General features: G+C 33.0%; 15 protein-coding genes and 1 tRNA gene. 6 read left to right on the top strand and 10 right to left on the bottom strand.

All coding sequences use genetic code 11. From position 1 onward, the window contains the following. Together metG and ACIQ11_RS04870 are read right to left on the bottom strand one after the other, a co-directional pair. On the bottom strand, positions 1 to 1,753 hold a 1,753-nt coding region (gene metG, locus ACIQ11_RS04865; protein WP_396153341.1), incomplete at its 3' end, for a methionine--tRNA ligase. A gap of 111 nt (positions 1,754 to 1,864) precedes the next feature. Beyond that, positions 1,865 to 2,242: a GxxExxY protein gene (locus ACIQ11_RS04870; protein ID WP_396153343.1), complete on the bottom strand. Its 378-nt coding sequence runs from the start codon at positions 2,240 to 2,242 to the stop codon at positions 1,865 to 1,867. A 196-nt stretch (positions 2,243 to 2,438) separates the two neighbouring features. Here ACIQ11_RS04870 and ACIQ11_RS04875 point away from each other — a divergent pair, with 196 nt between their 5' ends. The 3 genes from ACIQ11_RS04875 (at position 2,439) to ACIQ11_RS04885 (ending at position 4,499) form a co-directional block, all read left to right on the top strand. Next, the gene (locus ACIQ11_RS04875) at positions 2,439 to 3,335 is read left to right on the top strand and encodes an LD-carboxypeptidase (RefSeq protein WP_396153345.1); all 897 of its coding nucleotides are present in this window, start codon (positions 2,439 to 2,441) and stop codon (positions 3,333 to 3,335) included. Positions 3,336 to 3,415: 80 nt separating this feature from the next. Beyond that, positions 3,416 to 3,781 carry a YraN family protein gene (locus ACIQ11_RS04880; protein ID WP_396153363.1) on the top strand — a complete coding sequence of 122 codons (366 nt, stop codon included), beginning with the start codon at positions 3,416 to 3,418 and terminating at the stop codon, positions 3,779 to 3,781. Positions 3,782 to 3,836: 55 nt separating this feature from the next. Beyond that, positions 3,837 to 4,499, top strand: coding sequence for an aspartate kinase (locus ACIQ11_RS04885; RefSeq protein WP_396153347.1), 663 nt, complete (start codon positions 3,837 to 3,839; stop codon positions 4,497 to 4,499). A 19-nt stretch (positions 4,500 to 4,518) separates the two neighbouring features. Here ACIQ11_RS04885 and accC read toward each other — a convergent pair whose 3' ends face one another. The 6 genes from accC to pdxA form a co-directional block, all read right to left on the bottom strand. Continuing rightward, on the bottom strand, positions 4,519 to 5,871 hold the full coding sequence (gene accC / locus ACIQ11_RS04890; protein WP_396153350.1) for an acetyl-CoA carboxylase biotin carboxylase subunit: 1,353 nt from the start codon (positions 5,869 to 5,871) through the stop codon (positions 4,519 to 4,521). 100 nt (positions 5,872 to 5,971) lie between these two features. After that, the gene (gene accB, locus ACIQ11_RS04895) at positions 5,972 to 6,460 is read right to left on the bottom strand and encodes an acetyl-CoA carboxylase biotin carboxyl carrier protein (RefSeq protein ID WP_396153352.1); all 489 of its coding nucleotides are present in this window, start codon (positions 6,458 to 6,460) and stop codon (positions 5,972 to 5,974) included. Between the two features lie 32 nt (positions 6,461 to 6,492). Continuing rightward, on the bottom strand, positions 6,493 to 7,482 hold the full coding sequence (locus tag ACIQ11_RS04900) for a beta-ketoacyl-ACP synthase III (protein ID WP_396153354.1): 990 nt from the start codon (positions 7,480 to 7,482) through the stop codon (positions 6,493 to 6,495). 241 nt (positions 7,483 to 7,723) lie between these two features. Then, on the bottom strand, positions 7,724 to 7,918 hold the full coding sequence (rpmF, locus tag ACIQ11_RS04905) for a 50S ribosomal protein L32 (protein WP_396153356.1): 195 nt from the start codon (positions 7,916 to 7,918) through the stop codon (positions 7,724 to 7,726). Between the two features lie 6 nt (positions 7,919 to 7,924). Further along, entirely contained in the window at positions 7,925 to 8,464 is a 540-nt protein-coding gene (locus tag ACIQ11_RS04910; RefSeq protein WP_291241641.1) for a DUF177 domain-containing protein, read from the bottom strand. A gap of 84 nt (positions 8,465 to 8,548) precedes the next feature. Further along, on the bottom strand, positions 8,549 to 9,598 hold the full coding sequence (gene pdxA, locus ACIQ11_RS04915; RefSeq protein WP_353076736.1) for a 4-hydroxythreonine-4-phosphate dehydrogenase PdxA: 1,050 nt from the start codon (positions 9,596 to 9,598) through the stop codon (positions 8,549 to 8,551). Between the two features lie 46 nt (positions 9,599 to 9,644). On the opposite strand from pdxA, the gene ACIQ11_RS04920 reads away from it, so the two are divergent. Beyond that, complete coding sequence (locus ACIQ11_RS04920; protein WP_396153359.1) at positions 9,645 to 10,235, top strand: riboflavin synthase; 591 nt, start codon at positions 9,645 to 9,647, stop codon at positions 10,233 to 10,235. Between the two features lie 67 nt (positions 10,236 to 10,302). On the opposite strand, the gene ACIQ11_RS04925 is transcribed toward ACIQ11_RS04920, so the two are convergent. Both ACIQ11_RS04925 and mce read right to left on the bottom strand, forming a co-directional pair. After that, a tRNA-Ile gene (locus tag ACIQ11_RS04925) sits at positions 10,303 to 10,376 on the bottom strand. A 95-nt stretch (positions 10,377 to 10,471) separates the two neighbouring features. Further along, positions 10,472 to 10,873: a methylmalonyl-CoA epimerase gene (gene mce / locus ACIQ11_RS04930; protein ID WP_353078643.1), complete on the bottom strand. Its 402-nt coding sequence runs from the start codon at positions 10,871 to 10,873 to the stop codon at positions 10,472 to 10,474. Positions 10,874 to 10,956: 83 nt separating this feature from the next. Here mce and rbfA point away from each other — a divergent pair, with 83 nt between their 5' ends. Further along, positions 10,957 to 11,349, top strand: coding sequence for a 30S ribosome-binding factor RbfA (gene rbfA, locus ACIQ11_RS04935; RefSeq protein ID WP_291241634.1), 393 nt, complete (start codon positions 10,957 to 10,959; stop codon positions 11,347 to 11,349). A gap of 1 nt (position 11,350) precedes the next feature. Continuing rightward, positions 11,351 to 11,729: ABC transporter permease (locus tag ACIQ11_RS04940; RefSeq protein WP_396153361.1), on the top strand; the 379-nt coding region annotated here is incomplete at its 3' end.

Below are 11,729 nucleotides of genomic sequence, written 5' to 3' on the forward strand. Positions count from 1 at the left end.
CAAAATCTTCAAAAGTGATGATTTCTTTTTGCGGTTCAGCTTTTGCGTTTTCCACTTGATTGGCGGTTTTAGTTGCTTCTAATTTATCTAATTGTTTCTGAATTTCTGCATCTTCTATTTGAGCAAACAAAATTTCGGCTTGACCAATTTGATGCCCAGGTTTTGTTAAATTCCAATTTTCAAATTCTAAATTCCAATTATTGACTTTAATCTGTAAAATGTTGCACAATTTAGCAGCAGTAAACGGTAAAAACGGTTCTGACAGTATCGCTAATGCAGAAGCAATTTGCAATGCTACATACATTTGCGTTTGTACTCTTGCCGGATTTTCCTTAATCATTTTCCAAGGTTCTTCGTCGGCTAAATATTTATTTCCTAAACGGGCCACGTTCATTAATTCGCCCAACGCTTCTCTAAATCTATAACGTTCGATTGAACTTGAAATTACTGCTGGATAGGCTTTTAGTTCGGCTAAAGTTTGCTCGTCAACTTCTGAAAATTCGTTTGGTGTTGGAACTATTCCGTCGTAATATTTATTGGTTAACACCACCACACGATTGATGAAATTTCCAAAAATCGCCGCTAATTCATTATTATTTCTGGCTTGAAAATCTTTCCAAGTGAAGTCGTTGTCTTTTGTTTCTGGGGCATTTGCTGTCAAAGCATAACGCAAAGCGTCTTGTTTTTCGGGAAAATCTTGTAAATATTCGTGTAACCAAACGGCCCAATTTTTAGAAGTCGATAATTTATTTCCTTCTAAATTTAAGAATTCATTTGCAGGAACATTATCTGGTAAAATATAACTTCCTTCTGCTTTTAACATCGCTGGGAAAATGATACAATGGAATACGATATTGTCTTTCCCAATGAAATGAACCAATTTTGTATCGGCATCTTTCCAATAAGGTTCCCAATCTTTTCCTTCGCGAGCCGCCCATTCTTTAGTTGCTGAAATGTAACCAATAGGCGCATCAAACCAAACGTATAATTTTTTTCCTTCGGCACCTGGAACAGGCACATCGATTCCCCAATCTAAATCACGTGTTACGGCTCTTGGTTCTAAACCACCATCAACCCAAGATTTTACTTGTCCGTAAACATTCGGTTTCCAATCGTTTTTATGACCTTCCAAAATCCATTCTCTTAGGAACGATTCGTAACGATTTAAAGGTAAAAACCAGTGTTTTGTCGATTTTAATATCGGAGTTTCTCCAGTAATAGTCGATTTCGGATTGATTAAATCGGTTGCATTTAAAGTCGAACCACATTTTTCACATTGGTCGCCATATGCTTCTGGGTTGTCGCACTTTGGACAAGTTCCAGTAACGAAACGGTCTGCTAAGAATTGGTCTGCTTTTGCATCGTATAATTGTTCGGTAGTTTCTTCGATGAAATCACCGTTATCGTAAAGTTTTTTGAAAAATTCCGAAGCTGTTTTATGATGAATTTCCGAGGAAGTTCGGGAATAATTATCAAAAGAAATTCCAAAATCTAAAAACGATTGACGAATAATTCCATCATATTTATCAATTACTTGTTGAGGTGTGATGCCTTCTTTCTTCGCTTTCATTGAGATTGCTACACCGTGCTCGTCGCTTCCGCAAATGAAAGCCACGTCTTTTCCTTGTAATCTTAAATATCTTGAATATATATCAGAAGGCACATAAACTCCTGCTAAATGCCCAATATGAATGGGTCCATTGGTGTAAGGAAGTGCTGCTGTAATGGTATATCTTTTCGGATTTTCTAACATAATTTTTTGTTTTAACGCAAAGGTGCAAAGTTTTTCGCAAAGCTTCACAAAGTAATTTTAAGTTTTTCGCTAAAGCGATTTCAAGTTATTAAAGTACAAATGTCGTGAAAATTATAATTTATTCACAACTCGTCTAATGCCTTCTTTTAAAAGGACGGAATTAAAGTTTAAAAGTAAGCCAAGTTTGAACTTGCCAAGCCTTAAATAAGTTAAAGTTTGGGCAAAATGAAGTTCGGAAAGCATCTCAACGCTTTTTAACTCTATAACTAGTTTATCTTCGACTAATAAATCAATTCGATAGCCACTCTCAAGTTTAACTTCTTCGAAAATCAATGGAATTGATTTTTCTTTCTCAACTTTCAAACCTGCTTGTTTGAGTTTGTAATATAAGCAATCTTTATATACATTTTCAAGTAAACCTGGACCTAATGCATTATGAACTTCTATTGCGATTCCAATAACTTTATTTGATATTTCATTTTCTGTCATTTTTCTTTTTTTCCTTTGCGAAAACTTCTAAACTTTGCGTTATATTTGAAATAACAAAAAAAGCTAAATTTAAAATCGCTAAGTTTATTTATGAAGTTAATATGTTTATAAACTAATACAAAAATAATTCATTTGATAGGAATAGACGAATTTTTCTGTTCAAATTCCTTATTTTTGAATTCTTATTTATATTTCTATGATTATACCACAATTTTTAAAGGCAGGAGAAACTGTCGCTATTGTTTGTACAGCAAGAAAATTTTTTCCTGAAGATGCCAAACCAGCTATTGATTTATTAGAATCTTGGGGATTAAAAGTGAAATTAGGAAACACAATTGGTTTAAATAATTGCCAATTAGGTGGTACAGATACCGAACGTGCAGCAGATTTTCAAGCACAATTGGATGATGAAAACGTAAAAGCCATTTGGTGCGCTCGAGGTGGATATGGTACGGTTAGAATTATAGATGCGTTAGATTTTACCAAATTTAAGAAACATCCTAAATGGATTATGGGGTTTTCAGATGTAACGGTTTTGCATAGTCAATTGAATGTGGAACGCGTGGCAACCTTGCATTCTATAATGCCGTTTACTGTTCCTACAGCACCAGAAGTAGTTAAAGAAACCTTACGAAAAGCACTTTTTGGAGAAACTATTTCGTATTCAATTCCTTCGAAAAGTTATGATGTAAAAGGATCTGCTTCGGGCGAATTGGTTGGCGGAAATATTTCTATTTTGTATAGTTTATTAGGTTCAAAATCAGCAATTGATACAAAAGATAAAATTCTATTTATTGAAGATTTAGACGAATATTTATACCATATTGACCGAATGATGTACAATTTAAAGCGTAATGGTTATTTCGAAAATGTAAAAGGAATTATAGTAGGAAGTATGGCAGATATGCACGATAACGAAATTCCGTTTGGGCAAAATGAAGTACAAATTATTACAGAAATTGCTAAAGAAAATCGTATTCCAATAGCATTTCAATTTCCAGCCGGACATCAATCGGATAATCGTACATTAATTCTTGGTCAACAAGTAGCATTTGAAGTAAATGAAAAAGAAATCAAATTAAAATTTGATTAAATAACAATATAAAAAAATCCCAAATTCCAATCTTGAAACTTACTTTTGGAATTTGGAATTTTATTTTTGGAATTTTAACTATGGCAGAACACAACGAATTAGGAAAGCTTGGAGAAGAGCTGGCTGTAGATTTTTTAGAAAAAAACGGCTATGAAATTTTAGAAACCAACTGGACGTTTCAAAAGGCAGAAGTAGATATTATTGCTAAGAAAGATGCTATTTTGGCTGTAATTGAAGTGAAAACACGCTCTTCATTAGATTATGGTTTACCACAAGATTTTGTAAAGCCCAAAAAAATTCAACTTTTAGTAAAAGCCATCAATGAATACGTGATTGCCAATGATTTAGACGTTGAAGTCCGATTTGATATTATCGCTATTCACGCAACTGGTACATCATTTGACATAGAACATTTAGAGGCGGCTTTCTATTATTTCAACAATTAGTTATAATAATAAAATTTGGATTTATATATTTGTATGTAAATAAACCCCAAATTTTATGAAAACAGTAGCCTCAGTTGTTGAAAAACACCTAAAAACCAAGCCATTTTTATTGAGTTCTTTATCTGAAGGAATTATCAATTTAACCTCTTTAGCCCGAATTATCATGCCTGAAATTGAATTATATTTAGGTAAAGATATTAAGCAAGGCGCTGTAGTAATGGCGTTAAAAAGAATTTCTGAAGAACTTGATTTTAAAATTAATCACAAAGTATCTAGAGTATTACAAAATATTGGAGAAATTACGGTTCGATCTTCATTGACGGATTATACTTATGAAATTTCTGATACTTTATTAGAAAATCAAACCAAGTTAATGTCGGAAATCAAATCGAATAAAAATTTATTCTACACGTCATCTCGTGGTGTCAATGAAACAAATATTGTGGTAAGCTCAGAAATTAATGATGTGGTAGAATCTTGTTTAAAATCTGAAAAATTAATAAGTAAAAACGAAAATCTATCTTCTATAACGGTAAAATTACCTCATGAAAACGTATCTGTTCCGGGTGTATATTATTATATATTTCAATCGTTAGCTTGGGAAGGTATTGTCATTGATGAGGTAATTTCTACTTCAAATGAATTTACCATCGTAGTAAATGAAAACCAAATTGATTTAGCGTTTAGTGTAATAAAAGATTTAAAAAAAATAGGCTAGTCATTGACTAGCCTATTTTTTATTCTTCTTTTTTAGTGTCCATTACCCAAGTGTCCATAAAGGCCGTGGTGTAATTTCCTGCCACATAATCCGGATGATCCATTAATTGTCTGTGGAACGGGATTGTGGTTTTTATACCTTCAATATGAAATTCGTCTAAAGCGCGTTTCATTTTGTTTATAGCTTCTTGTCTGGTTTGCGCAGTAGTAATTAACTTTGCAATCATCGAGTCATAATTTGGTGGAATCGTATAACCTGCGTAAACATGTGTGTCTAAACGAACACCGTGTCCGCCTGGCGAATGTAATACCGAAATTTTTCCTGGTGAAGGGCGGAAGTCATTATATGGATCTTCTGCATTAATTCTACATTCAATTGCGTGTAATTGTGGAAAATAGTTTTTACCAGAAATTGGAATTCCAGCTGCTACCATAATTTGTTCACGAATTAAATCGTAATCAACAACTTGTTCTGTAATTGGGTGTTCTACCTGAATACGTGTATTCATTTCCATAAAGTAGAAGTTTCTATGCTTGTCCACTAAAAATTCTACTGTTCCAGCACCTTCGTATTTTATATATTCTGCAGCTTTTACTGCTGCAGTACCCATAGCTTCACGTAATTCATCTGTCATAAATGGAGAAGGAGTTTCTTCCGTTAATTTTTGATGACGACGTTGAACAGAACAATCTCTTTCAGATAAGTGACATGCTTTACCATAAGCATCACCTACAACCTGAATTTCAATATGTCTTGGTTCTTCAATAAGTTTTTCAAGATACATACCGTCATTTCCAAAAGCTGCGGCAGATTCTTGACGAGCACCTTCCCAAGCTTTTAATAAATCTTCTTGTTTCCAAACAGCACGCATTCCTTTTCCACCACCACCAGCAGTTGCTTTTAGCATAACTGGGTAGCCAAATTCAGAGGCTAATTTCTCAGCTTGTTCGTAAGAGTCTAAAATTCCTACTGAACCCGGAACACATGGTACACCAGCTTCAATCATGGTAGCTTTAGCCGAAGCTTTATCTCCCATTCTGTCAATCATTTCTGGTGAAGCACCAATAAATTTGATGTTGTGTTCTTGGCAAATTTTCGAAAATTTTGCATTTTCAGAAAGGAAACCATAACCCGGATGAATGGCATCAGCATTAGTAATTTCAGCTGCAGCGATAATATTAGACATTTTCAAGTAAGACAAATTACTTGGCGCAGGTCCTATACAAACCGCTTCATCTGCAAATTTAACATGCAAACTTTCAGCATCAGCAGTAGAATAAACGGCTACTGTTTTAATTCCCATTTCTCTACAAGTACGAATAACGCGTAGAGCAATTTCACCTCTATTGGCAATTAATATTTTTTTAAACATATCTTTTTTTTAAAAATTCAATAAACAAATTCCAAATTCCAATACCTAAAAATAAACTTTTTTTGGAATTTGGAATTTAAAATATTGGAATTTAAAATAATTATGATGGATCAACTAAAAATAAAGGTTGGTCAAATTCAACTGGTGAAGAATCGTCAACTAATACTTTTACGATTTTCCCTGAAATTTCAGATTCAATTTCGTTGAATAATTTCATGGCTTCAACTACACAAACTACATCGCCTTTGCTGATAGTACTTCCAACTTCAACAAACATTGGTTTATCTGGAGCTGGTTTTCTGTACAATGTACCAATCATTGGCGACTTAATTGTAATGTATTTAGAATTATCTTCTACAGCAGTCTCAACAGGTGCCGCAGCAGCAGGAGCGATTGCTGCAGGAGCTACAGGAGCCGCTTGCTGAACTGCTTGTTGCATAGGTGCTTGTTGCACATAAGTAATATCTTGAGAATTTCCTTCTAAGGTAGTTCTAATTGTAATTTTTACATCGCCCGTTTCTAATTTTACTTCTGCTACTCCAGAATTAGATACAAATTTGATTAGGTTTTGAATTTCTTTTAAATCCATAATTAAGTTGTTTTAGTTATAGTTTGTTTTTATTAATATGCCCATTTTAAATAGATAGATCCCCAAGTGAATCCACCTCCAAATGCTGCAAAAATTAAATTATCTCCTTTTTTAAATTTATCTTCAAAATCTGCTAAAAGCAAAGGCAATGTGGCAGAAGTAGTATTTCCATAACGGTGAATATTGACTAACACTTTAGATTCATCCACATTCATTCTGCTTGCAGTGGCGTCAATAATTCTTTTATTTGCTTGATGCGCAATTAACCAATTCACATCATCGTGCGATAAGTTATTGCGTTCCATAATTTTTTCACTTACATCAGCCATTCCTGAAACAGCATGTTTGAAAACAGTTTTTCCATCTTGAAATACAAAATGTTGTTTGTTTTTTATGGTATCTTCAGAAGGAGGCAAAATAGAACCACCAGCTTCAATTTTTAAAAATTCTCTTCCAATTCCATCCGATTTTAAAATTTCGTCTTGTAATCCTAATCCTTCAAAATTCGGCTCAAACAAGGCAGCACCGGCGCCATCACCAAAAATAATACAGGTGGCACGGTCAGTATAATCAATTATAGACGACATTTTATCGGCACCTATAAGTAACACTTTTTTATATTTTCCAGATTGAATGTAGGCTGAAGCAGTTGACATACCAAAAAGAAAACTTGAACAAGCGGCTTGCAAGTCATAGGCAAAGGCATTAGTGGCGCCAATTTGTGATGCTACATATACTCCAGTTGCTGCTACAGGCAAATCGGGGGTGGTAGTTGCCATAATTACCAAGTCAATTTCTTTTGGGTCTAATTTTGCTTTTTCTAGTAGGTTTTGAGCAGCTTTAATAGCAAGGTAAGAAGTTCCTTCGCCATCTAATTTTAAAAGTCTTCTCTCTTTTATTCCGGTTCTTGATGTAATCCATTCATCATTGGTATCAACCAAAGTTTCTAGAACCTGATTTGATAATACATATTCTGGTACATACGAGCCAATTGCAGTAATTGCGGCAGTAATTTTATTCATATGTTTTTAATGTTATTTTTTTTGGTAACATATGTGTCGCTATTTCTTTGTGATTTTCTTTCGAAGCACACAGTGTTTATGGCGATTTCATAAATAAATAATTTTCTTTGCAACTTTGTGTGCGTAAAGAGGCGAAAATTACGAATTATTTCGGAATTTTCTAAAAATACAATTAGATAATTTTCAGTAAAATAAAAAAAACTCTCACGCAAGTGAGAGTTTCTCAATAATTTTAGTGAAATTATAACATTGCTTCAGTCTTGTCGATAACAACTTGACCTCTGTAATACATTTTACCTTCATACCAGTATGCTCTGTGATATAAGTGAGCTTCACCGGTTACTACGCAAGTTGCAATTTGTTGTGCAGATGCTTTGTAGTGTGTTCTTCTTTTGTCTCTTCTAGTCGATGACTGTCTACGTTTAGGATGTGCCATTTTATTCTATTTTTTATCCGTTAATAGTTTTTTTAAACCTTCCCATCTTGGGTCTATTTCTTTAATCTCTTGTGCTTTTGTTTCTTTTGGAGAAAATTTTTCTAAATTTTGTAATGCTTCTGATTGTAAAGTTCCATCTTTTATTCCGGTGTGTATTCTTTTGGTTGGGACCGATAAAACCATCATTTCATAACAATATTGTGCTACATTTACTTGAAATTCATCATGAGGCAAAATGATAAATTCATCATTGTCATCATTAAATTCTTCGCCAAATCTAACTATAAGTTTCATTTTTCCTTTAATAGGTAAATCAAAATCTTCATTTGTTAAATCGCAAGGAACATTTATAATTCCTTTGTGCGAAAAATTGAGTTCAAGCATGTTGCTTTTTTTCTCTAATACTACATTCATTTTGATGTTAGAATCGTTAAATTCGTCATAGCCAAAATGAGTAAAGAACGTATTGTTTACTTGAAATTCAAACTGGTGTTTACCCAGTTTTAATCCTGAAAATGGGATTAAAAATTCTTTTAATATATCCATAACATCAGTTTTTCCCTTTTTATAAGGGTGTGCAAAGATACAAAAATATTGGAATTACAATAATTTTCTTTGCTTTTTTTTAAATTAAACTTTTCCTGTTCCTTTTTTCAAAGGATTGTGAGTAAGCTCATTATATTCCATACGGTTTTTATATATATCTATAGCACTGTAAACGGCTTCTCTAAAAGAGCTTTCGTTGGCTATATTTTTTCCTGCAATATCAAAACCTGTTCCGTGATCTGGCGAAGTTCTTACTTTGTTTAAACCCGCAGTAAAATTTACACCTTCACCAAATGACAGGGTTTTAAAAGGAATTAATCCTTGGTCGTGATACATCGCAACTACCGCATCGTAATTTTTATATTGGTTGGAACCAAAAAAACTATCTGCTGAAAACGGACCAAAAACTTGTATGCCACTTTTAAAAATTTTCTCTAAACTTGGTTTCACAATTTCATCATCTTCTTTGCCAATTACACCATTATCGCCGCTATGAGGATTTAGTCCTAACACCGCAATTTTTGGTTTGTTTATTTTGAAATCGGCAATTAAACTATGATTAATAGTGTTGATTTTTTTCTCAATTAATGTAGTATTAATATGTTTTGATAATTCTGCAATCGGAATATGGTCGGTAATTAATCCTACTTTTATGTCTTCATGAACCATAAACATTAGGGCTTCCCCTTCAAGTTGTTCGTTTAAATAATCAGTATGGCCGGCAAATTTATAATCTTCTGCTTGAATGTTGTATTTATTTATTGGTGCTGTGACTAAAACATCAATTTGGTTGTTTTTTAAAGCTGTTGTAGCCGCTTGAAACGATTTTATGGCATATTTGCCAATTTCTTCATCCAATTTGCCGTTTTCTAAATTAACACCTTCGCGCCAAACATTTAGTACATTAATTTTACCCAAAACAATTTGGTCTAATTTATCTATGCCTTGTATGAATGCAGTTAAATTGTAGTTTCTTTTTAAAAACGAAACAATTTTAGCATTGGCAAAAATCACTGGCGTGCAGATGTCTAACATTCGGGTATCTTCAAATGTTTTTAATATGACTTCTGGTCCTATGCCGTTCATGTCTCCAATCGAAACACCAACAATTATATTTTCTGAATGTTTTACCATTTTTATTTCTTAATTTTGATGCAAATTTATAAAAATAAACCGTCATATGTTTACAGGTATCATAGAAACTCTCGGAATAATTTCAGATATTAAAAAAGACCAGGGAAATGTACACTTAACAATTCAAACAAATATTACGAATGAGTTAAAAATTGACCAAAGTGTGGCACATAATGGTGTTTGTTTAACCGTTGTAGAAATTTTTGATAACAAACACGTAGTTACAGCAATTCAAGAAACAATTAATAAAACCACTTTAGGTTTGTGGAAAATTGGCGACAAAGTAAATATCGAAAGAGCTATGAAATTAGGCGATAGACTAGACGGACATATTGTACAAGGCCATGTAGACCAAACCGCAGTTTGTACAAGTATTCAAGAAAAAAGTGGTAGCTGGGAATTTACATTTGAATATGATGCTCAGCTTAATAACATAACTATAGAGAAAGGCTCTATAACAGTAAACGGAACCAGCTTAACAGTTGTAAATTCAGCTAAAAACAGTTTTAGCGTAGCCATTATTCCATATACCTACGAACATACTATTTTTCATACTTTTGAGATTGGAACAAAAGTAAATTTGGAATTTGATGTGGTAGGAAAGTACATTGCCAGAATGTATGAACTTCGAGGGTAATCTCTTATTCGAAAAAACATTTAATAAGAAACCCTTGTAAATACTGATACTTACAAGGGTTTTGTTGTGGTCCCACCTGGGCTCGAACCAGGGACCACCTGATTATGAGTCAGGTGCTCTAACCAACTGAGCTATAGGACCTCTATTGGAGGTGCAATATTACTACTATTTTTAATTGCAAGCAAATCTTTTTTTAATCGATTCTAAAAATGTGGGGTAACGTTCTTGAAATCAATCTATTTTATTTCTTGACAAAGTTCAATTAATACGCCGTTTGTGGTTTTCGGATGTAAAAAAGCCACTAATTTATTGTCGGCTCCTTTTTTTGGTGTTTCATTTAATACAGTAAAACCTTCCAGCTTTAGGCGTTCTATTTCTGCATAAATATCTTCGACATCAAAAGCGATATGATGAATGCCTTCGCCTTTTTTCTCTAAAAATTTAGCAATTGGGCTGTTTTCATTTGTGGCTTCTAATAATTCAATTTTATTTGGACCGCACATAAAAAAGGAGGTTTTTACACCTTCGCTTGCTACTTCTTCTGTTTTGTAAGCGGCTTGTCCGAAAAGTTTTGAAAACAATTCATTTGAATTTTCTAAATTATGAACGGCTATGCCAATATGTTCTATTTTTCTCATTTTTACACGAATTAATATGCAAAAATAAACATTCATAAATGTATTTCTGCTTATTTTGTGAGTAAAAATTGTATTTTTGCCCAATGGAAACAAATAGACAAAAAAAAATTGGTGCATTATTGCAAACTGACTTAGTAGATATTTTACAAGGAGAGATTAGAAAAAATTCAATTTCTAATTTAATAATTTCTGTTTCTAAAGTAAATGTAACTTCAGATTTATCTATCGCAAAGGTGTATTTAAGTGTTTTTCCTTCCGAAAAAGGACCAGAATTGTTAGCAGCTATAAAAAGTAACGCGCCTTTAATTAAACACGATTTATCGCAACGTGTAAAATTGCAATTAAGACGTGTGCCGAATTTAATTTTCTTTATTGATGATAGTTTGGACTACATAGAAAAAATTGACAATGCACTTTCAAGAAAAGAAAATCCAATTGAAAATCCAGATTTATTAGAAAAACGAAAAAAATCATAATTTGAATTTTCCGTTCTACATAGCCAAAAGATACGCGTTTAGTTTATCTAAAACTACCGCTATAAATGTGATTACGTTTATTGCTTCTTTTGGAATTATTGTTGGCGCAATGGCACTTTTTGTAGTGCTATCTGTTTTTAGCGGGTTGCGCGATTTCAGTTTAAGTTTCTCCAATGCCACCGATCCCGATTTACGTATTGAAACCCTTAAAGGAAAATCATTTTTTTTATCCGAATCTCAAGCTTCACAATTAAAATCTTCAAAAGAATTTAAAACCTATACCAAAATTGTAGAAGAACGCGCCTTGTTTTATTATAAAAATAAAGAACACGTAGCGTATTTAAAAGGTGTAGATGCTAATTATTGTAAGGTAAATGAAC

The organism is Flavobacterium sp., from assembly GCF_044361065.1.
Lineage (GTDB): Bacteria > Bacteroidota > Bacteroidia > Flavobacteriales > Flavobacteriaceae > Flavobacterium.

Coding starts and splice junctions, on each gene's coding strand:
- ACIQ11_RS04870 (WP_396153343.1), bottom strand. CDS start 2,242: ATGACAGAAAATGAAATATCAAATAAAGTTATTGGAATCGCAATAGAA.
- ACIQ11_RS04875 (WP_396153345.1), top strand. CDS start 2,439: ATGATTATACCACAATTTTTAAAGGCAGGAGAAACTGTCGCTATTGTT.
- ACIQ11_RS04880 (WP_396153363.1), top strand. CDS start 3,416: ATGGCAGAACACAACGAATTAGGAAAGCTTGGAGAAGAGCTGGCTGTA.
- ACIQ11_RS04885 (WP_396153347.1), top strand. CDS start 3,837: ATGAAAACAGTAGCCTCAGTTGTTGAAAAACACCTAAAAACCAAGCCA.
- accC (WP_396153350.1), bottom strand. CDS start 5,871: ATGTTTAAAAAAATATTAATTGCCAATAGAGGTGAAATTGCTCTACGC.
- accB (WP_396153352.1), bottom strand. CDS start 6,460: ATGGATTTAAAAGAAATTCAAAACCTAATCAAATTTGTATCTAATTCT.
- ACIQ11_RS04900 (WP_396153354.1), bottom strand. CDS start 7,482: ATGAATAAAATTACTGCCGCAATTACTGCAATTGGCTCGTATGTACCA.
- rpmF (WP_396153356.1), bottom strand. CDS start 7,918: ATGGCACATCCTAAACGTAGACAGTCATCGACTAGAAGAGACAAAAGA.
- ACIQ11_RS04910 (WP_291241641.1), bottom strand. CDS start 8,464: ATGGATATATTAAAAGAATTTTTAATCCCATTTTCAGGATTAAAACTG.
- pdxA (WP_353076736.1), bottom strand. CDS start 9,598: ATGGTAAAACATTCAGAAAATATAATTGTTGGTGTTTCGATTGGAGAC.
- ACIQ11_RS04920 (WP_396153359.1), top strand. CDS start 9,645: ATGTTTACAGGTATCATAGAAACTCTCGGAATAATTTCAGATATTAAA.
- mce (WP_353078643.1), bottom strand. CDS start 10,873: ATGAGAAAAATAGAACATATTGGCATAGCCGTTCATAATTTAGAAAAT.
- rbfA (WP_291241634.1), top strand. CDS start 10,957: ATGGAAACAAATAGACAAAAAAAAATTGGTGCATTATTGCAAACTGAC.